The organism is Pseudomonas sp. PLMAX, from assembly GCF_046042685.1.
Classification (GTDB): domain Bacteria; phylum Pseudomonadota; class Gammaproteobacteria; order Pseudomonadales; family Pseudomonadaceae; genus Aquipseudomonas; species Aquipseudomonas putida_AE.
In genome coordinates this window covers 1,203,242-1,222,174 of the sequence record NZ_CP064949.1, presented here as the reverse complement: position 1 = coordinate 1,222,174, position 18,933 = coordinate 1,203,242, and the positions used below count along the sequence as shown (strand labels likewise).

19 protein-coding genes and 1 pseudogene are annotated in these 18,933 nt (G+C 61.3%); 6 read left to right on the top strand and 14 right to left on the bottom strand.

All coding sequences use genetic code 11. The annotated features are described in order from the left end of the window. Positions 1-15 precede the first annotated feature (15 nt). Positions 16-534, bottom strand: coding sequence for a peptide-methionine (R)-S-oxide reductase MsrB (msrB, locus tag DKB71_RS05460; protein WP_408599812.1), 519 nt, complete (start codon positions 532-534; stop codon positions 16-18). Between the two features lie 285 nt (positions 535-819). Here msrB and DKB71_RS05455 point away from each other — a divergent pair, with 285 nt between their 5' ends. The 4 genes from DKB71_RS05455 to DKB71_RS05440 all read left to right on the top strand — a co-directional run bounded on the left by DKB71_RS05455 (position 820) and on the right by DKB71_RS05440 (position 5,697). Next, positions 820-1,539 carry a response regulator transcription factor gene (locus DKB71_RS05455; protein ID WP_274073896.1) on the top strand — a complete coding sequence of 240 codons (720 nt, stop codon included), beginning with the start codon at positions 820-822 and terminating at the stop codon, positions 1,537-1,539. Further along, positions 1,536-3,056 (top strand): sensor histidine kinase, encoded by a 1,521-nt coding sequence (locus tag DKB71_RS05450; RefSeq protein WP_408599811.1) that lies wholly within the window; start codon positions 1,536-1,538, stop codon positions 3,054-3,056. Before DKB71_RS05455 ends, DKB71_RS05450 begins: the two co-directional genes overlap by 4 nt. Before the next feature lie 305 nt (positions 3,057-3,361). Then, positions 3,362-4,066, top strand: a complete 705-nt coding sequence (locus DKB71_RS05445; RefSeq protein ID WP_274073898.1) for a hypothetical protein — start codon at positions 3,362-3,364, stop codon at positions 4,064-4,066. 200 nt (positions 4,067-4,266) lie between these two features. Then, entirely contained in the window at positions 4,267-5,697 is a 1,431-nt protein-coding gene (locus tag DKB71_RS05440) for a PLP-dependent aminotransferase family protein (RefSeq protein WP_408599810.1), read from the top strand. A gap of 109 nt (positions 5,698-5,806) precedes the next feature. Here the strand turns inward: DKB71_RS05440 and DKB71_RS05435 are convergent, their stop codons facing one another. The 10 genes from DKB71_RS05435 to DKB71_RS05390 form a co-directional block, all read right to left on the bottom strand. Further along, positions 5,807-6,607 (bottom strand): N-acyl homoserine lactonase family protein, encoded by an 801-nt coding sequence (locus tag DKB71_RS05435; protein WP_408599809.1) that lies wholly within the window; start codon positions 6,605-6,607, stop codon positions 5,807-5,809. 14 nt (positions 6,608-6,621) lie between these two features. After that, entirely contained in the window at positions 6,622-7,581 is a 960-nt protein-coding gene (locus tag DKB71_RS05430) for a diiron oxygenase (protein ID WP_408599808.1), read from the bottom strand. A gap of 65 nt (positions 7,582-7,646) precedes the next feature. After that, positions 7,647-8,405 carry a TauD/TfdA family dioxygenase gene (locus DKB71_RS05425; RefSeq protein ID WP_408599807.1) on the bottom strand — a complete coding sequence of 253 codons (759 nt, stop codon included), beginning with the start codon at positions 8,403-8,405 and terminating at the stop codon, positions 7,647-7,649. Between the two features lie 21 nt (positions 8,406-8,426). Continuing rightward, positions 8,427-9,299: a branched-chain amino acid aminotransferase gene (locus tag DKB71_RS05420; RefSeq protein WP_408599806.1), complete on the bottom strand. Its 873-nt coding sequence runs from the start codon at positions 9,297-9,299 to the stop codon at positions 8,427-8,429. A gap of 31 nt (positions 9,300-9,330) precedes the next feature. Further along, on the bottom strand, positions 9,331-10,683 hold the full coding sequence (locus DKB71_RS05415) for a KamA family radical SAM protein (protein WP_408599805.1): 1,353 nt from the start codon (positions 10,681-10,683) through the stop codon (positions 9,331-9,333). Positions 10,684-10,717: 34 nt separating this feature from the next. Further along, complete coding sequence (gene yfcF / locus DKB71_RS05410; RefSeq protein ID WP_408599804.1) at positions 10,718-11,374, bottom strand: glutathione transferase; 657 nt, start codon at positions 11,372-11,374, stop codon at positions 10,718-10,720. A gap of 199 nt (positions 11,375-11,573) precedes the next feature. Beyond that, positions 11,574-12,059, bottom strand: a complete 486-nt coding sequence (locus DKB71_RS05405; protein ID WP_408599803.1) for a cupin domain-containing protein — start codon at positions 12,057-12,059, stop codon at positions 11,574-11,576. Between the two features lie 84 nt (positions 12,060-12,143). After that, positions 12,144-12,638, bottom strand: coding sequence for a RidA family protein (locus DKB71_RS05400; RefSeq protein WP_408599802.1), 495 nt, complete (start codon positions 12,636-12,638; stop codon positions 12,144-12,146). 48 nt (positions 12,639-12,686) lie between these two features. Further along, entirely contained in the window at positions 12,687-13,967 is a 1,281-nt protein-coding gene (locus DKB71_RS05395) for an acetyl-CoA carboxylase biotin carboxylase subunit family protein (protein WP_408599801.1), read from the bottom strand. A gap of 42 nt (positions 13,968-14,009) precedes the next feature. Then, a complete protein-coding gene (locus DKB71_RS05390) occupies positions 14,010-15,110 on the bottom strand; it encodes a hypothetical protein (RefSeq protein ID WP_323605641.1) in 1,101 nt (366 codons plus the stop codon). Positions 15,111-15,258: 148 nt separating this feature from the next. On the opposite strand from DKB71_RS05390, the gene DKB71_RS05385 reads away from it, so the two are divergent. Continuing rightward, positions 15,259-16,677 (top strand): PLP-dependent aminotransferase family protein, encoded by a 1,419-nt coding sequence (locus DKB71_RS05385; RefSeq protein WP_274073910.1) that lies wholly within the window; start codon positions 15,259-15,261, stop codon positions 16,675-16,677. Between the two features lie 227 nt (positions 16,678-16,904). After that, a pseudogene (locus DKB71_RS05380) lies at positions 16,905-17,175 on the top strand (DUF3077 domain-containing protein). A gap of 60 nt (positions 17,176-17,235) precedes the next feature. On the opposite strand, the gene DKB71_RS05375 reads toward DKB71_RS05380, so the two are convergent. From DKB71_RS05375 to cyoE, 3 genes are all read right to left on the bottom strand, one after another. Then, positions 17,236-17,550 carry a helix-turn-helix domain-containing protein gene (locus DKB71_RS05375; RefSeq protein ID WP_323625976.1) on the bottom strand — a complete coding sequence of 105 codons (315 nt, stop codon included), beginning with the start codon at positions 17,548-17,550 and terminating at the stop codon, positions 17,236-17,238. Next, positions 17,547-17,891: a toxin gene (locus DKB71_RS05370; protein WP_408599800.1), complete on the bottom strand. Its 345-nt coding sequence runs from the start codon at positions 17,889-17,891 to the stop codon at positions 17,547-17,549. Before DKB71_RS05370 ends, DKB71_RS05375 begins: the two co-directional genes overlap by 4 nt. Before the next feature lie 147 nt (positions 17,892-18,038). Continuing rightward, positions 18,039-18,926, bottom strand: coding sequence for a heme o synthase (gene cyoE / locus DKB71_RS05365; RefSeq protein WP_274073912.1), 888 nt, complete (start codon positions 18,924-18,926; stop codon positions 18,039-18,041). Positions 18,927-18,933 lie beyond the last annotated feature (7 nt).

Below are 18,933 nucleotides of genomic sequence, written 5' to 3'. Positions count from 1 at the left end.
AGGATGCAGATAAATTCAGACGGTGCCGGGCTCGAACTTCAGCGCCAGGCCGTTCATGCAGTAGCGCAGGCCGGTGGGTTTCGGCCCGTCGTCGAAGACATGGCCCAGATGCCCGCCGCAACGCCGGCAGTGCACCTCTTCGCGCAGCACCCCGTAGGAACGGTCCTGGCGGGTGGCCACGGCCTTGTCCAGCGGCGCCCAGAAACTCGGCCAGCCGGTGTGGCTGTCGAACTTGGTCGCCGAGGAGAACAGCGGCAATTGGCAACCGGCACAGGCGAACGTGCCGTCGCGGTGCTCGTTGTTCAGTGGGCTGCTGTAAGCGCGTTCGGTGCCTTCCTCGCGGAGGATTTCATACTGTTCGTCGCTCAATATCGCGTGCCATTCGCTGTCGCTGTGGGTCACTTCGAAGGCCTCGGCGGCGCTGGCATCGCTGATCAAGGCCGTGCCTGTGGAAAACTTCGGCAACAGGCCGATTGCCAGGGCTGCCACCCCCACCCCGCCGCTCGTTAGCAGAAATTGCCGTCGTGAAAACATGCTCGTCTCCAGAAATCCAGGGGTGTTTCATGGAACACAGCCTAGGCTTTGGGTGATCGCCAAATCCTCACGGGAAGTTAAACAATTCGTGATAACTCGGGCGCCGAAAAAACCGCACAATGGGCCCTTGACGGACTTCACTGACTTGACTGATTTAACTGTAGGAGCTGCCGCAGGCTGCGATCTTTTGATCTTGATCTTTAAAAACAAGATCAAAAGATCGCAGCCTTCGGCAGCTCCTACAGTGAGTGGCATTACGCACCCTGCGCAGAAGGATTGAGCTGGATGGAACAGACCAAACGCATCCTCGTGGTCGAGGATGACCTGCATATCGCCGACCTCATCTGCCTGCACCTGCGGGACGAGCAGTTCGAGGTGGTGCACAGCGCCGATGGCACTGAAGGCATGCGCCTGCTGCAACAGGGCAACTGGGATGCGCTGATCCTCGACCTGATGCTGCCCGGTGTCGACGGCCTGGAAATCTGCCGGCGCGCCCGCGCCATGGCCCGCTATACGCCGATCATCATCACCAGTGCGCGCTCCAGTGAAGTGCACCGGATTCTCGGCCTGGAACTGGGTGCCGACGATTACCTGGCCAAGCCGTTTTCCATGCTCGAACTGGTGGCCCGGGTCAAGGCGTTGCTGCGTCGGGTGGAGGCCATGGCACGCAACCTGAAGATGGACGCCGGCAGCCTGCTCATCGACGGCCTGGCCATCGACCCGATCACCCGCGAAGTGGCCCTCGACGGCCGCCGCCTGGACCTCACGCCCCGGGAGTTCGACCTGCTGTACTTTTTCGCCCGCCAGCCGGGCAAGGTATTTTCGCGCATGGACCTGCTCAATGCCGTGTGGGGCTACAGCCACGAAGGCTACGAGCACACCGTCAACACCCACATCAATCGCCTGCGCGCCAAGATCGAGGCCGACCCGGCGCAACCGGTGCGCATCCTCACGGTCTGGGGCCGCGGCTATAAATTCGCCACCGGGGAGGAGCCGCAGCCATGAGGCTGACCCTGACGCAGCGCCTGTCCCTGGTGTTCGCCGTGCTGCTGCTGGTGTGCTGCGGCACCTCGGCGTGGCTGCAGGTGCGTTCCAACCAGATGCATGAACAGGAAGTGGTGCAAGGCTTGTCCCGGGACCTGGCGCAGCACATTGCCAGTGACACGGTGCTGATGGACACCCAGGGCCTGATGCCCAATGCCGTGCGCGATCTGTTCAGCAAGCTGATGCAGGTCAACCCCAGCGTCGAGGTTTACCTGCTGGACACCGAGGGCAAGATTGTCGGCAGCGCTGCCCCCGAAGGCCGGATTCGCCGCGAGCGCGTCGACCTGGCGCCGATCCAGCGCCTGCTGCGGGGCGATGCCTTGCCGATTGCCGGCGATGACCCGCGCAGTGTCGATGGGCGCAAGGTGTTCAGCGCCGCGCCGTTGAAGGTCGACGGCAAGCCGGTCGGTTATCTCTACGTGGTGCTGTTGGGTGAAGACCACGATCGCCTGGCCGAGCGCGGCGCCACCAGCGCGGCACTGAATACTGCCCTGCTGTCCATCGGCCTGGTCGCGCTGCTGTGCCTGATTGCCGGCCTCACTGCGTTTGCGTTGATCACCCGCCCCTTGCGCCGTCTCACCGACACCGTCAGCCAGTTCGACATCGACGGCGTCCCGGTCTCGCCGGCCCTGCCCGTCACTGTGGACAAAACCGCCAGCCATGACGAGATCGCCATACTCGACGCCACGTTCCGGCAGATGCAGGCGCGCCTGGGCGAACAATGGCGCTCCCTGACCCGCCAGGACCAGGAGCGCCGCGAACTGGTGGCGAACATCTCCCACGACCTGCGCACGCCGCTGGCGTCGCTGCATGGCTACCTGGAAACCCTGTCGCTCAAGGACGCCACGCTGTCACCCGACGACCGTCGTCGCTATCTCGGCATCGCCCTGGACCAAAGTCGCAAGGTTGGCGGTCTGGCGCAGTCGCTGCTTGAGCTGGTGCGGCTGGAACATGGCTTCGTGCAGCCGGTGCTGGAGCGGTTTTCCCTGACCGACCTGGCCCAGGACATCTTCCAGAAATTCGAATTGACCGCCGAGGCGCGCCAGGTCGAATTGAAGGCCACGTTCGCCCCCAACGTGTCTGCGGCCTGTGCGGACCTGGGATTGATCGAGCGGGTGTTGACCAACCTGTTCGACAACGCCTTGCGCCATACGCCGCCAGGGGGCGAGATTGAACTGGGGTTGCGTCCGCAGGGGTCGTTCATTGAAGTGACGGTCAGTGACACCGGGCCGGGTATTGCTCCGGAGTTGCGCGAAGGGCTGTTTTTGCGTCCGTTCAATATCGGTGGGGCACGGCGTGATGGTGGGTTGGGGTTGCGGATTGTGCATCGCATCCTGCAATTGCATGGGCTTGAGATTCAGTTGATCGACAGGCCGGGGCGTGGGGCGACGTTTCGGTTTTCATTGCCGATCGATGATCAGACCGCGTCGGCACTGGCGGTGCGATCGATGAACCTGAATACACCGGGGCAGGCCTGACAGACCGTGGTGACTGCATCGCCAGCAGGCTGGTTCCCACAGTGTTTTGGGTCGGCCACAGATTTAGCGTACACCCAATTCCCCTGTAGGAGCCGGCTTGCCGGCGAAGGCGTCCGAAAGACAGGCGCAATGTTCAGTGACGCCTTCGCTGGCAAGCCAGCTCCTACAGGGTTTGTGTGTTGTGATTGTGTCCGTTGGCCTGTTGGGCCGTGACAACGCCGCCCCGGTCCAATAGATTAGGCGGCCTGAAAAAGCCCCCGGGCTTTCTCGCCCCTATTCAAGTTCAAAGAAGTAGTGAAATTTCAATGTCAGATTCCAACACCGCTGAATCCGTAGTCACCCTGTCGTCCAAAGCGGAATACGAAAACTCCATCAATCTTTCACAGCACGTCTCCCAGGCCAAGACCATCAGCGAGATGGTCCTGGACGCGTTTCAATCCACCCGCGAAAGCGAGCAGATCCGCGAGCTGCGCGCCGCGATCCGCCAGGCCCACGACAGCTTCGACGACGACAAGGCCTACGAACTGATGGGCCAGCTCAAGCAGCTCAAGGACGCCGAGGCCGCCGACATCGCCGCCCTGGAAGACCTGAGCAGCAAGTTCCCGATCAGCCGCATCCTGTCCAGCTTCAAGGACGATCCGGCGTTCCAGGAAATCGTCTACGGCCTGGCCCTCAAGGTGCTGAACCAGACCCACCAGGCCATCAGCAACCCGAGCGGCGGCAAGAGCAAGGCCGCCAAGGCGAAAAAAGAAGTCGAAGTGTTCACCATCAGCAAGGACGGCATCAGCGTCACCTTGCCGCTGCGCACCCCGCGCTCGCGCCTGAGCGTCGACCGTGAAGCCCTGGAATTCCTCGGTTTCACCTTCGTCGGCGAAGGCGACGAGGCCGAGCTGCAAAGCGAGACGTTCCTGGACAACCAGGGCGCCGAACAAGCGGTCAACCGCAAGAACATCATCACCGCCCTGCAACAGCAGACCGCCTTCGACGGCTACAGCATCGCCGCCCAGTAACACCCGCCAGCGCTTCATCAGAGCCCCGCCACCGTGCGGGGCTTTTTATTGCCCGCGATTCCAGCGAAACCGCGTTTAGTGTTCCAGTATCAAGGCCAGAAAAACACTTCCCTTCACCCATCTGCACCACGGGTCCGCCTGCGGGGAGCGTCAACTCACTTTCCAGCCCAGACCTCAGTGGTGCGACTGCTGAGGTCATCATGAACACGCTTCCCTTGTACCGTCAGTTGGCCAACCACTACCTGGACGCGATCCGCAGCGGCACCCTGAAAACCGGCGAGCGCCTGCCCTCGATCCGCCTGATGATGGAAAAACACGCCGTCAGCCTGTCCACCGCCGTGCAGGTCTGCCGCGAGCTCGAGGACTATGGCGTACTGGAAGCCCGACCGCGCTCGGGCAATTACATTCGCCAGCCCGACACGCCGGGCAAAGCCGTTGCGATCAGCCTGCCCGCGCCGCTGGATACCGGCGTGTATGTCGGCATCCATGAGCAAGTGTCAGCGGTGCTCAAGGCCAGCCAGCGCGCGACGGTCAAGGTCAACTTCGCCAGTGCCTACTGCGCCCCGCCGCTCTATCCGCTGAAGGTCTTGCAGGACAACATGATCAAGGCCTTGCGCCAGGACCCGCATCTGCTCGATACCAGCAGTTCGACCAGCGGCCACAGTGCCCTGCGCAATGTATTGGCCCGGCGGATGCTGACCGCCAAGACCCACCTGAGCGCCGAACGCATCGTGATTACCCACGGCGCCACCGAAGCGATCAACCTGGCCTTGCGCGCCGTAACCCGCCCCGGCGATACCGTGGCCGTGGAGTCGCCGACCTTCTACGGCGTGTTGCAGATTCTCGAAAGCCTCAACCTGCGGGTGCTGGAAGTCCCGGCCTCGACCCCTGCGGGGATTCACCTGCCGGCCCTGGAACAGCTGCTGCAAGGGCCGGAACCCATCAAGGCGCTGATCGTAATGCCCAACCTGCACAATCCACTGGGCAGCATCATGCCCGACGCTCACAAGGCGCGGCTAGTGAAACTCTGTGCCGAGCACGATACGGTGCTGATCGAGGACGATACCTACGGCGACCTGGTGGACACCGAGCAACCGCTGTCCACCCTCAAGCACTGGGACCGCACCGATAGCGTGATCTATTGCGCTTCGCTGAACAAAACCCTGGCCCCGGGCCTGCGCCTGGGCTGGATCAGCGCCGGCAAATGGCACGACCGCGTGGAAATGCTCAAGCACACCCAGACCCGTGGCTGCGAGAAGTTGTCGCAGCTGGCGGTCAGTGCGTTCATGGCCACGCCTTCCTATGAACGCTACCTGCGGCGCTTGAGAAACACCCTGACCCAGCAGCGCCAGCAGATGAGCGCGGCGATCTTGCGCTACTTTCCCGAGGGTACCCGAGTGAGCAGCCCGCGGGGTGGGACCTTGCTGTGGGTGGAGTTACCTGCGCAGTATTCGTCCATGGCGCTGTTTCACGACGCGTTGAATGTCGGTATCCAGATTTCACCTGGGGATATCTTTTCCAACACCCGGCGTTTCCATCACTTTATGCGCATAGGTTGCGGAGCGCCGTATTCGCCAAGGATTGATGAGGCGCTGCAAACCCTGGCCCGCCTCCTCAAAAACCAGGCTTAACACGCCCCCTGTAGGAGCTGGCTTGCCAGCGAAAGCGTCAGCACATCCAGCATCGAGGTGCCTGACACACCGCCTTCGCTGGCAAGCCAGCTCCTACAGGGGTTGCGTGTTATTGGGGGTTTTGGTGTAGGCAGATGATATGCGGGTCATCATTCCAATGCGGGAAGCGCTCGGCGATCAGCGGGTCGTGGCCGGGGATGACGTGGTCTTCGCTGTCGGCCAGGCGATCGATCTCGCTGAAGGCTTCCAGGCTTTGCGCCAGGTCATCGATGATCGGAAACGGGCTGCGCTCGCGAATATTGATCCACAGGTGCGCCGCGTCCGACGCCAGCACGATCCAGCCCCGCTCGGTGTGCACCCGCACCACCTGGCTACCCGGTGTGTGCCCGCCCACCGCGTGCAGTGTCACGCCGGGCAGCACCTCCACCGTGCCGTTGTGCAAACGCATGCGCCCCTCGAACAGCGGCGGTAGCGCCGACATCACGTCCTCCACCTCGTAGGTCTTGTTCACGGTGTGATGGGCCATCTTCGGCCCGGTGCAGAAGCGCAGTTCCGCTTCCTGCAAATGCACCGTGGCCTTGGGAAACAACCCCAGGTTGCCGGCATGATCCCAGTGCAGGTGCGTGAGGATCAGGTGCTCGACCTGCGCCGGATCGATGTCCAGTTGCCGCAGGGAATCCTCCGGCAGGCGATACATCTGACGGTTGCGGCGGTCCGCCGTGGCCGGTTGAAAACAGGTGTCGACCACGATGACCTGATGCTCGTTGCGAATCACCCAGAAGTAGTAGTCCAGGGGCATCGGCGCATTGGGGTCGCCGCAGCAGGCATCGTAGAGAAAGTTCTCCCGGGCGGTGCGCTGCGCGTTGGCGCCGACCCGGATGGCGAACACTTCGTACAGGGGAACGGACATGGTCACCTCCGGGTTCAGGCGGCTGCGGTGGCTTTGAGGGTCGGACGGAAATCGAAGTCGATCTGCTCGCTGATGCCCAGGTCCTGCGCCAGCTTATGCAGGCCACTGTAGTCGCGCATGATCGTGGCGTTTTTGTTGCTCTCGCGGGTGTCGGCGATGATCGCCTGGGCCTCCTCGACCCCAAGCTGCGTGAGGATCGCCTCCCACATCGAGTAGTCCTGGGCGATGAAAGCACTCAGTGCCACCGACAGGTGACGGGCGAAAAACTCCCGCTGTTCGGGCTGCATGTTGGCGTACATCACCTTGGCGACTTCGGCCAGCACCTTGCTGTGGGCGTATTCGTCGCGGTTGTGCAGTTCAGCCACGCGGCGGTTCTGCGGCTGGATGGTCTGATCGTCCGCCAGCAGGTCGAGGTAGGCATTGACGCTGATCTCGGCCACCACCGCGAAGGTAATCGCCGCCAGGTCGCGCTGCCATTGTTCGAGCAGTTCCTCACGCAGGGCCTTGAGGCGCAGGTAGGTCACCGAGGGCGGCAAATCCAGGTCCTGGTCGAGGGCGCGATCGAGCTTGGTCCGCTCGATGGCGCGCAGGTGCATGAGCGTGTGGTAGTGCTCGTCGATCAGGGTCTGCTGCATCGCCTCGCGAAAATGCCAGTCGTCCTTGCCCAGGTACTGCTGGGCGATGACGCTCAGCGCCGGGTTCACTACATGCTCCTCGGCGGTGACGGTGCGCAGGTTGTAGCCGATCCAGCCCCAGGTCACCACCTTGCTCTTGAGCTCGTCGCTCAAGGCCTGGAATGTCGGGTGATGGAAAAACGGCACCATGCACTCCGGGTAATCCGGACGTGCCGGGTCGAACACTTCGTTGACCTGGCCCCTGTCCGGCGCACACACCCCGGCGCGTTTGGTCCAGGCCTGATTTAGCCGCACGATCAGTTGATGATCGACCTGGGCAATCTCGATTGCTGTTTGCATGACGCAATACCTGTAGAACGCGTACCCGCCAGGAGTACGCGGAAAAAAGAAGGGCGACGGAAAAATCAGGCCAGCCAGTAGCGGGTCAGGTTGCGCGCCGGGTCAGTGTATCGACTGCGGGCATGGATCATCCGCCAGTTGTCCCAAATCAGCAGGCACCCGTCGGGAATCAGCACCGGGATGTTGTGCTCCAGGAAGTAGGCTTCGCCCAGCGCGGCAAATTTTGCCAGCGGCGCCGTGCTGTTGGCCACCTGCGATTGCTGCAACGCCTCCTTCGACGGATTCACATCGCCGTAGTGAAACTGGTTGTAGCTGAAGCGAAAGATATCGCCGTCCTCGGTGGGGGTCAGGATGTATTCCCTGACACGGGTTTGCGCCGGTTCGCCGGGCTTGGCGGTGGCGACGAATTCCACCGGCGTGTCATCGAGCCACTCGCGCAGTTCCGGCTCGGTTCGCTCGAGCGACTTCAGGAACTCATAGCCGTCCACCAGCCCCGTATGCCCGCCACCGCAAGTCGCCTGTGTATGGCAATGCAGCGCCAGGTAGCGTGGCGGCGGGCCGTACACCGGCGCTTCGGTGTGCGGGCCGATGCCGTTCATGCTCTGGGAGTACGGCAAGTCCTCGTAGCCCGGCTTGCGGGTGATGGCGAACGCCACCTGGCCATTGAACTGCGGAATGATCGGGCCGAACTCATGCAGTGTTCCCGTAACGTCGTGGGCGAATTCCCCTGGGGTCAGCACCGTCCAGCCACGACTCGACAATTCTTCATGGCGATGGCCCAGTGAAACATAAGGTGTGCACGCAACAATCCCTTGGTCTGACATGGTGAGTTTCCTGGCGGTTTATCAGGCGTTGACGGTTGAGGTGTAAGCGGCAATCAATGCACTGCAGGCGTTGCCCGGTCGGTAGCGCTGTTCATCGATGCTCTGTACCGGGGTGATTTCGGCGGCGGTGCCGGTGAGAAAACACTCGTCGAAGTCGCCCAGTTCCGTGGGCAGGATCGTGCGTTCGATGACCTGGTAATCCAGCGCCCGAGCCAGCTCGATGACGGTCTGGCGGGTAATGCCGTCGAGGAAGCAATCCGGCACTGGCGTATGCAAGGTCCGCCCCTTGGCGAAGAACACATTGGCGCTGGTGGCTTCGGCGACGTGCCCGCGCCAGTCGAGCATCAAGGCATCGTGATAGCCGTGGTTTTCGGCGTCGTGCTTGCTCAAGGTGGCGATCTGGTAATGCCCCGACGCCTTGGCTTCGAAGGGGCTGCTGCTGGGCGGTGGACGGCGCCACGCGGCGGTCTTCAGGCGGATGCCGGCCATGCGCGCCGCCGGGTCGAAATAGCTCGGCCATTGCCAGCAGGCGATCGCCACATGCACACGATTGAAACGGGCCGAGGTGGAAATCATCTCGCTGCCGCGCCAGGCCACCGGGCGCAGATAGCCGTCGCCCACCTGGTTGCGTTGCAGCAATTGATGGCTGGCCGCTTCCAGCTCGGCGGGTTCGAAGGGAATGGCAAAATCCATCAGCTGCGCCGAGCGATACAGCCGCTCAGTGTGTTCGCGCAGCTTGAAGACCTTGCCGTTGTACACACGCTCGCCCTCGTACACCGTGCTTGCGTAATGCAGGCCGTGACTGAGCACATGCAGGCGCGCCTGGGACCACTCGACGAACTCGCCATCAAGCCAGATCCATCCTTCGCGCTGATCAAACGGGATACCGCTCATGTCCTTGTCTCCCCAGTAATTAAGCGTCGGCTTACGCCGTTTGCAGCAGGACCGGTATCAACTGCGGCGCAGGCGCCAGCAACAACTCGGCCTCGGTCTGAAAGAAAAAAGCCCGTTCGCCGAAAGCCGGGCGCAGCTCGTCGAACCAGGTCGCCTGCGGATCGAAGCGCGCATAGAAGGTGCGCAGTACCCATAACGGGTCCCGGGCCTGGAGGAACTGCAACACGAAGACTTTTTCCCCGGCGACGGTCTCGATGCCGTTGATCAGGACCTTGCCGTAGAAGGTGCTCATCGACGGCCCGCGCACCGTACGTGCCAGCCCCGACACCGTGCGATAGGCCGCCTGGAAAATCTCGAACGCCCGTGCCAGCGGCATCGCGAAGTAGTGGCTGGGGCCGGTGTCGCGCTCGACGAACATGTAATAGGGCACCGCCCCGAGCCGTACACCTTCGGTCCAGAGGTCCGCCCAATCGACGGGATTTTCGTTGATATGGCGGATCACCGGTGCCTGCATGCGCAGGGTCGCCCCTGTGGAACGAATGCACTCGATGGCCTGCCGGGCGATGGCCGGGCGGATCTCCACCGGGTGGTTGTAGTGGCCCATGATCGAGAGGTTTTTCCCCGCCGCGACGATCCGCCGAAACAGCGCCAGCAACTCGGGCGCATCCTTGTCGCTGACGAACCGCTGCGGCCAGTACGCCACCGACTTGGTGCCGATGCGGATGTTCTGGATGTGCGGCAGATCCAGCAGCGGCTCGATGTACCCTGCCAGCGAGCGGGTGTTCATGATCATCGGGTCGCCCCCGGTAATCAGCACATCCGTGACGTCGGTGTGTACCTTGAGGTAGCTGACCAGCTCCTGGGATTCCCGTGCGTTGAACTTGAGCTCTTCCTCACCGATGAACTGCGCCCAGCGAAAACAGAAGGTGCAGTAGGCGTGACAGGTCTGGCCGGCACCGGGGAAAAACAGCACGGTCTCGCGGTACTTGTGCTGGATGCCCGGCAGGACTTTGCCCTCGAGAGTCACGCCGTTGTGCGTCAGCTGCCCGGCCGGATGGGGGTTCATGCGCAGCCAGATCGCCTCGATCCGCCGCTTGATCGCGGCGGCGTCATCCTGTTCGATCAGTTGCTTGAGCGAGGCATACTCCTCCGCCAACAACATGTCCTTGTGGGGAAAGGTCATGCGGAAAATCGGATCGTCCGGGATGTTGTTCCAGTCGATCAGCGTCCCCAGCACGTATTCATTGGTTCGAAACGGCATGACCCGGGCCACGACCGTCATGGCTTCCTGCAACGCAGGCGTCAGCTTGTGCCAATAGGGCGTGTCGCGAATGGTGCGGGCGTTATAGGGTTTGTAGCGTTCGTGCTCCGACAGTCCTTGCATGGCAGCGCTCCTGGTGATTGCCCTGACAGTCGCCTCAAACAACAGCGGGTGCGATGGCCGGCGCTTTGCGCTCGATGTCCATCCATGCCCGAACGCTGTCGCGATCCCACTGGCGGCGCACATAGGCCGCGAGCCGCGCCGGGACTTGATCGCCATGGGCGACCAGCCGGTTGAGCATGATCGCCAGGTCTGTGTCGGCAATGCTCCAGTCGCCGAAGAGGTGCTCGGCGCCCTCCTCCAGCAAGCGGTCGGCGACGAAAAACAGGCGTTCGACCGCGGCCCTGGCATCGTCGGAGAGCGGCGCGAGTTGCTTGCCGAAGTACACCAGGTCAAACGGGCGCTCCTTGCGAACCACCAGCAAATCGCTGCGCAGCCAGGCCTGAAGTTGGCGGGCCCGGGCGCGCTGCTGGATGTCTTGCGGGAAGAGTCTGGTATGTCCCGGGGCGAGTTCCTCCAGGTACTCGGCGATGGCGGAAGACTCCGACAGCGCAAAACCTGCGTGAACTAAGGTGGGAATCTTGCAGGTCAGGGAAATATCACGATATTTATCCTGATAGTTCTCGCGCGCTTTTAAACCCAGCGTGACAAACTCAAATGAAAGTTGCTTTTCCTTGAGCGCCACAAACGCCGACATGGCAAAAGCACTGACAAAATCCGCACCCACATAGAGTTTAAGCTTGTTGCTTTCCATAGAACGCTCCCTTGAACTAAACACATAAATCCGTTGCATTCCAGGCGATCGTAGTAAGTTGACCGGGCGTTGAATAGATACAGAAATTGTCCGTTTGCATCGATACAGATGGCAAATTGCCAGATGGCATCGCGGGCACAGCAGAAATGAAAAAGGGAGTCGGCGAATGCGGACTCCCTGGTGGGCAACGGAGGGGAAATTACAGCGAGCGGGGGATCAGGCCAACGTTGTCGTTGTAGTTGGCGAGCAGCAGCGCCTGGGGCATGTTGCTGATGTTGAGCATGGCCAGCGGCTCGGTGGCGCTGGTGTTGACGAAGCCGTGGCGGGTCCAGGCCGGCACCAGCAGCACGTCTCCACTGCCTACGCCCACGGCCTCGGCATCGCCCAGGGTCAAGGTGCCGTTGCCGCTCTGGATGATGAACAGGTGCCACCAGGCATGAACATGGCCGATGAGTTCCGCGCCCGGTATCAACCATTGCATGGACACGGCCATTCCGGGGGTCAGCGAGCAGCCGTCGAGGCTACTGTGGTGGGCCAGCGCGACAATATCGACATCGCTCGCCTCAAGGCTTTTGCGCATAGCCGTTAGTTCAACATCCTTCCACACCCGTGGTTTTAGCGGTTGTTGAATCAGACTTTGGCGAAAGTCCTTATATGAAAAGAACGCACCTTGAACGCTGTTCATGTTCGGGTTCCAACTTATTCTGCCGAGTTGAGTTATCCGACCTTAGGCGAACATTTAATCCCTGTAAAGCCGAACAACTCATACTTATAAGGCAGAGGGTCGCAACGCCACGATCATGTCCACTTCCACTGCCGCGTTTTTTGGCAACTGATAAACGCCGACGGTAGTGCGGGTATGTTTGCCGGCATCGCCAAGTACGTGACTGAAGACATCCGAGGCGCCGTTGGCCACTTCGCTGAGGTCGACAAAGTCCGCGGTGGATTTAACATACACCGAGACCCTGATCAGCGACTTGATCTTGTCCAGCGATCCGATGGCGTCGACAATCAACGCCAACCCGCGCATCGCGCAGAGGCTGGCGGCCGCTTGCGCATCCGCCATCTCGAGGTCCAGGCCGACCCGGCCGGGGTATTGGATCTTGCCGTTCACCCGCGGCACCATGCCGCTGATATGCAACTCGTCGTGGTGACGAATCAGCGGAGCGTAATGCCCGCCCACGCTGTTTTCGCCGTAGATGTCGTAGTCGAATTCCTTCGCCAGCGCGATGAAGCGCTCATCACAGGTCATGTGCTCAATCATTTAACAAACCTCTTGATCAGTACTGCAAAAAACATTGATCCCTGATGCTCAACACAGCATCCGTGCAGGTGGCGCCAGGCTGTTGATCCCGATGCTCGACTCAACGGCCTCGGCCAGGCGCAGCAGGTCATTGCTGAGCTGTGTGTAGTCTTCGTTGAACAACACGATGTGGCCGATGAACGAGAAGTTGTCTTTCACCAGCGCGCTGACCGCATCGCCAATGCGCTTGGTTACCACCGCCTCCACCAGGTCGATGTCCAGCGAGCGGGCCAGGGCCTGGATGTCCGGTACATCGCGCAGGATGCCGCCCGTGCTCGCCCGCAGCAGGCGTATGCCGCAGTAGCCGCGCGGCACCGGCTCCCGATTATCGACCTGGCCTTCCACGGCCCAGCGCACCCAGCGCTCCCACGGGTCGAAATCGACGAATGCCTGACGTGCCAGGTCCCAGATGTGCATGCCCCCGGGGCGCATGTTGGTTTCAACGGCCGAGGTGCGATGGTTGGCCCGGTAGAACACCTCGTTGTGCCAGGCACCGTTGTCCTGGGAAACCAACCCCGCCATGTGCTGGCCGGCAGCCTTCAGTCGAGCCTGTACCTCAGGCGCCAACGGAGCGGGCACCACTTGCTGGATCTCGGCGCGGTAGGCGCCTTCGGTGGTGGTTTTTTCGGTGATCCAGGTACTTCCGGCGACATAATCCCAGCTGTATTCCCGGGCGTTCTGGATCAGCTCTTCGAGTACGATGCCCCCCTCGCGATAAGGCTTGAGTGCCTGCCACGCGTCGTCGCATTCGGACGGGTGTCGGATGACCCGGCAGCCTCGGCTGGCACCTTCGCAGGCGGGCTTGATGAACGCCTTGCCGCCCAGCTCGATCACGCGCTGACGCAGGTCCGGCAGGCTCTCGATACGGCTGGAAACCACCGGCCGGTAATCTTCGGGAGCCGTGCTGGCGCAAGCTTCGAGCTGGCGGAAAATCTGTTTGTCCAACCCCGCCCGGGCCTCGGCGGGTGAAATACCGGGCAAGCCGAAATGACTGGCCAGCGCCGCACCGAGCAGCACGCCACGGTCGGAAAACGGCAGCACGCCGATCAGTTTCCAGCGATCGGCGTTCAGGCAACCCACCACCAGCTCGAGGGAGGCCGCTACGTCCTGCTCGGCCAGCGAAGTGCTGCAGACATGGTCCGCCACCTGATCGTCATAGGGCTGGATCTGCTCGACCAGCAGGATCAGCCTGGCGTTGTACAGCGACTTGCACAGATCGCGCAGCTTCTGGATATCGTGAACCCGACTGCCGTTGTACCCCACCACTACTACGCATGAAGTCGTATTCATAAAGCCCCCGACTTGCAAAGTGAAAACCGAAACAGCGATGACTCAGTCGTGCAACGACGCGATGGATTGCCGGTTGAGCCAGTACCAGACCAGGATCCCGCCAGCGCCGATGGCAGCCAGCACCAACGCGTTATAGGGCGGTGGCGCGACCCGCATGATCAACACGGTCAACCCGGCGCCGACGCCCAGGGACACTTCCTTGACGAACATGTTGTTCTGCTTGACCGAGAAATAATCGAGGTGGCTGAAGGCGCATTCGGCGATGGACAGCAGCGCCACCCAGATCAGCGCGCCGACCAGGGTGTCGACGTGGAACGCGGCAGGCGACGACAGCACGGCAAAACCGCCGACAATGATGCCGATCACCGTCAGCACCTTGAAGCGCCCGGTGCTCTCGATCAGCTTCATGACCGGCACTTGCGCGAAGACCACCACGGCGCTGTTGAGGATCAGCATCAGCCCATACCAGGCCGGCAGCTCGCCGGTCTTGAGCAGGATCGCCTGTGGCAGGATCGAGAACACGCCGAACAGCTTGATGCCCATGATGACGCCGGCGATGACCCACGGCAGTTTGTTGCGCCAGCCGCTGCCGTCCTGGCTGGCGGGACGGGCCACCACGGGGTCACAGGTGAAGGTCGCGCCCATGGCGATCGGCAGGCACAACAGGACGAAACCGGCGGCGCCCAGGAAGAACAGGGTCGGGGTCAGCAGCGGCGACAACAGGATCAGCCCTGCCAGCAGGCTGCCCATGTTCATGGCGACACGGTTGTAGGCGGCGCCCTCCTTGGTCTGCGCCGCTTCGCTCTTGATCAGGTAACCGGCAATCGCAATGCCGTAGGCGAACAACGCCGCGGCAAACATGACCACACCCTGGTTGCTCGTGATCGCCAGCAGTACCAGCCCCATGGCGGCGCACAGCAGCGTAACGCTCAAGGAGCGGCGGCCGAGTACCAGCAGGGTCAACGGCAACAGCAGCAACAAGGCCCGATACCCCAGGGCCAGGATGCTGTTGGTGGCGGTATCGAGCCAGACGTTGGCCTTGCCCAGCACCGCAAACAGCGACACGGCGGTGATGATCCGGATGGTGAACAAGCGCAGGTTGATGACCGGCTTGGCCGCGACGACCGTTGTTTCGACACTCATGCAACACCTCACGAACCTGGCATCGATCGACCGGCATAGGTCGACCCTCCAGAAACTCTGTAAGGCGATGGTAGAAAGAGATGCTTGTCTTGGTCAGAGCAAGTTCGTATAGAATCAAACGAACTTTACTGCCAGAGAGACCAGTAAAATGCAGGCTCAGCGCGCAGTGATCGCCGCTATCGAGTTCCAGCCGGGTGTGCCGCTGGTGCAGCAGATCGTCGATCAGTTGTCGGTGGCAATCACCAAGGGCGGCCTGCCCCACGGCTCCAGGCTGCCACCGATCCGCGAACTCTCCGACCTGATGCATGTGGGCAAGTCCACGGTGGTCGACGCCCTCGACCGCTTGCGCGCCAAGGGCCTGGTGGTGTCACGCCAGGGCTCGGGGCATTACGTGCACCGTTCCAGCACCACCCTCCAGGCCAGCGCCGGCCCCGACCTGCTGCCCCAGGACACCCTCAGCGTAGTGCGTCGCGCGGTGCTGCTGGACAATGGCGCGCTGCGCCCGGGGGCCGGTTTCCTGCCGTCCTCCTGGTTGCCGGCCGAGGAATTACTCAAAGCCGTGCGCGGCACCCTTCGCGCCACCACGCTGCGCATGGGTGAATACGGTAATGCCAGCGGTTACCTGCCACTGCGCCAGGCCTTGCGGGTGAAGATGGCGACCCTGGGCATCGAAGCGCCGGTGGAGCAGATCATCACCACCGCCAACACCGTACAAGCCATCGACATGCTGATGCGCCTGCTGGTCAAACCCGGCGACACGGTGCTGCTCGACGACCCGTGCTACTTCACGATGCACACCAACCTGGCCTGGCACGGCGCCAAGGTCATCACCATCCGCCGCGATTGCGACGGCATGGACCTGGAAGCGTTCGAGCAACTGCTGATCGCCCACCGCCCTGTGCTCTACATGACCAACAACGCCCTGCACAACCCGACCGGCCACTCGTTCACCTCGGCGCAGGTCTACCGCCTGGTGGAACTGAGCCATCGCTACCATTTCCACATCCTCGAAGACGACCTGTACTGCGACATGCAGCAACGTCGAACGCCGCGCCTGGCTGCGAGCGGGCTGGACAACGTGTCCTACGTCTCGGGCTTCTCCAAGACCCTGACCGCCAACAGCCGCGTCAGCTTCGCGGTGCTGTCACCGCAACTGGCGGCGCGGATGGTCACCCTGAAAATGGCCTGCGGCGGCATGACCTCGGAAATGGCCGAACAGATCATCTGCACCATGCTCAGTGACGGCAGTTACTCCAAGCACATGCGCCGCACCGTGGACAGGCTGTATGAGTCGAACAGCCGGGTGGCGGCGTGGCTAGGTGAAGCCGGGTGTTCAGTATCCTCACTGCCCGGTGAAGGGTTATACATCTGGACGCGATTGCCGGATGGATACGATGCCGAAACCCTGGCACGCAAGGGCCTGGAAATCGACCTGGTGCTGGCACCGGGGACCATGCTCAGCAAGGCCGCGGATGGCAACCAGTTTCTGCGCTTCAACGTGGCGCACAGTGATCATGTGCAGGTGCGCGAACGGTTTTTCCGCTTGCTGGATAAACCACACAAATAACTGACTGTCTTCAATCCTGTGGGAGCGGGCTTGCTCGCGAAGAGGGCGTTATATCCAGCATCAATGTCGCCTGAAACACCGCTTTCGCGAGCAAGCCCGCTCCCACAAGGGTCCTGCGGCGCTCAATCCCATCCCGGCCAGCACAAGGCCACGATTGTGCATTCCGATATCCACACGCTAACTTCGACCGGTCGCTGCCAATTCAGCGACCGGGCCTGAGAACTCGAATTCCCCAAGACCTGAAAACCATCGGCCTCACCCCTTCTGCTACCACGCCAACGAACCACTGTTGCGCATCAACCCTGGTGTCCGGTCATCTCTGCCCTCTCCCACGCCTGCGACCTGCTCCACCTCGCCAAACTGCTCGCCTCAGACGCCGCCATTGTCCGTGACTCCGACCGACACACCTGGGCCTCGCATTTCCTGCAGGACATGAGCAAGGCGATCATCGATGACGTGGTGAAGGTGCTCGAAGCACCGTGTAACAACCGCGCGTAAATGAAAAAGCCCCGGGTTTCTTTCGAAACTCGGGGCTTTTCAAGTGTTCGCTAAGCTCGATCAAACCACTGCCAGTCGATCAACCATATCCGGGAATTTCTCCACCAATCTGATCAACAAGGCTGCCTGTGCATTAGGCTTCGACTTTTCCTGTTCCCAGTTTCTCAAAGTACTGGGGCTGGTTCGAATCCGCTTGGCAAAAACGGCCTGGGACATGTGTAACTTTTCCCGTAACGCGACGATTTCTTGCGCCCCTACCTCGGGGGCCGGAATGTCCCCCACCGTCGTGTTGCGCAACGTAATCTTGCCTTCGCGTTGAGCCGCCATCTCATCAACGCCCTGCATCAACTCTGCAAACAGGTCGCGTTTTTTCATGGGATACCTCGTTTTTTCAACTCTGCTTCTATGGCTTTCTTGAGCGCCTTCTCTTGCTCGGCAGTCAAATTCTCAAGCTCATCTTTGTCATAAATTGCAAACATCCAGAACTGACCATCATTCATAAGCCAATAATAGATAACCCGCAAGCCACCTCGCTTGCCTTTACCTCGACGCCCATCCGCCCAACGTAGTTTCCGGAAACCGCCTGTTCGAGGCATCACATCCCCAGCTTGCGGATCGAGCTGCATATGGGTTTGCAGCGCTCGATACTCATCGTCCGTCAGATAATTTCCAACGGTAGCAGTGAAGGACGTGGTTTTGAAGAATACGGTTCGCATGCGCAAACTATAGGCAAGTTGCCTATAGTCATGCAACCGACGAATCATCTTCCTGACGAACCGTCTTTTCGAATCCCTATTCCCAAATCCAACAAAAAGCCCCGCGCTTCTCTCGAAGGCGGGGCTTTTCTTTACAGCATCCGACGCTTAAGGCGCGTACGTCAGCAGCAGCTCGGTCGGCACTTTGAAGTCCAGGGACATCATCACGCTCAACGCGGTAATGGTGAAGATCGAGAACACGAACAGCTTGCGTGCCCAGACCGTGTCATCCACTGCCTTGTAGCCGGTCCAGGCCATGTACAACCAGTACATGCCCATGGCCGCGGCCACGGCGAGGTAGCTCATGCCGGCGTAGCCGCTGAAGGTCAGCATCAAGGTCGCCACGAGGAAGGCCAGGATGTAGAGCAGGATGTGCTTCTTGGCCACCTGGATGCCGCGCTTCACTGGCAGCACCGGAATCGATGCGGCCAGGTAATCGTTGAAGCGGAAGATCGCGATGGCGTAGGAATGCGGCATCTGCCACAGGCTGAACATCACCAGCAGGGTCAGCGCGGCCATGTCGAAGGTGTTGCTGACTGCGACATAGCCGATCACCGGCGGCATGGCGCCCGACAGACTGCCCACCAGCGTGCCGTGAACCGACTTGCGCTTGAGGTACAGGCTGTAGAAGCCGACGTAGATCACGAAGCCGATCACGGCGAACAAAGCGGCCAACGGGTTGGCCACCTTGTACAACAACGCAACGCCGAGAACACCCAGGACGGTCGCATAGATCAGGGCCAGTTTCAGGGAGATGAGGCCCTGGACCAGCACCCGGTTCTTGGTGCGTTCCATCTTGATGTCGATGTCGCGGTCGATGCAGTTGTTGAACACGCAACCGGAGGCGACGACCAGGGAAGTGCCGATCATGGCTGCCAGAAACACGGCCAGATCGACATGCCCTTTCGAGGCCAGGAAGAACCCGCCTGCCACAGAAAGCACGTTACCGAAAATGATCCCCGGTTTGGTGATTTGGATAAAGTGCTTGAGCGACATCGGGTCT

Bases quoted from the DNA above. Each gene is read 5' to 3' on its own strand.
- msrB (WP_408599812.1), bottom strand. From the start codon at position 534: ATGTTTTCACGACGGCAATTTCTGCTAACGAGCGGCGGGGTGGGGGTG.
- DKB71_RS05455 (WP_274073896.1), top strand. From the start codon at position 820: ATGGAACAGACCAAACGCATCCTCGTGGTCGAGGATGACCTGCATATC.
- DKB71_RS05450 (WP_408599811.1), top strand. From the start codon at position 1,536: ATGAGGCTGACCCTGACGCAGCGCCTGTCCCTGGTGTTCGCCGTGCTG.
- DKB71_RS05445 (WP_274073898.1), top strand. From the start codon at position 3,362: ATGTCAGATTCCAACACCGCTGAATCCGTAGTCACCCTGTCGTCCAAA.
- DKB71_RS05440 (WP_408599810.1), top strand. From the start codon at position 4,267: ATGAACACGCTTCCCTTGTACCGTCAGTTGGCCAACCACTACCTGGAC.
- DKB71_RS05435 (WP_408599809.1), bottom strand. From the start codon at position 6,607: ATGTCCGTTCCCCTGTACGAAGTGTTCGCCATCCGGGTCGGCGCCAAC.
- DKB71_RS05430 (WP_408599808.1), bottom strand. From the start codon at position 7,581: ATGCAAACAGCAATCGAGATTGCCCAGGTCGATCATCAACTGATCGTG.
- DKB71_RS05425 (WP_408599807.1), bottom strand. From the start codon at position 8,405: ATGTCAGACCAAGGGATTGTTGCGTGCACACCTTATGTTTCACTGGGC.
- DKB71_RS05420 (WP_408599806.1), bottom strand. From the start codon at position 9,299: ATGAGCGGTATCCCGTTTGATCAGCGCGAAGGATGGATCTGGCTTGAT.
- DKB71_RS05415 (WP_408599805.1), bottom strand. From the start codon at position 10,683: ATGCAAGGACTGTCGGAGCACGAACGCTACAAACCCTATAACGCCCGC.
- yfcF (WP_408599804.1), bottom strand. From the start codon at position 11,374: ATGGAAAGCAACAAGCTTAAACTCTATGTGGGTGCGGATTTTGTCAGT.
- DKB71_RS05405 (WP_408599803.1), bottom strand. From the start codon at position 12,059: ATGAACAGCGTTCAAGGTGCGTTCTTTTCATATAAGGACTTTCGCCAA.
- DKB71_RS05400 (WP_408599802.1), bottom strand. From the start codon at position 12,638: ATGATTGAGCACATGACCTGTGATGAGCGCTTCATCGCGCTGGCGAAG.
- DKB71_RS05395 (WP_408599801.1), bottom strand. From the start codon at position 13,967: ATGAATACGACTTCATGCGTAGTAGTGGTGGGGTACAACGGCAGTCGG.
- DKB71_RS05390 (WP_323605641.1), bottom strand. From the start codon at position 15,110: ATGAGTGTCGAAACAACGGTCGTCGCGGCCAAGCCGGTCATCAACCTG.
- DKB71_RS05385 (WP_274073910.1), top strand. From the start codon at position 15,259: ATGCAGGCTCAGCGCGCAGTGATCGCCGCTATCGAGTTCCAGCCGGGT.
- DKB71_RS05375 (WP_323625976.1), bottom strand. From the start codon at position 17,550: ATGAAAAAACGCGACCTGTTTGCAGAGTTGATGCAGGGCGTTGATGAG.
- DKB71_RS05370 (WP_408599800.1), bottom strand. From the start codon at position 17,891: ATGCGAACCGTATTCTTCAAAACCACGTCCTTCACTGCTACCGTTGGA.
- cyoE (WP_274073912.1), bottom strand. From the start codon at position 18,926: ATGTCGCTCAAGCACTTTATCCAAATCACCAAACCGGGGATCATTTTC.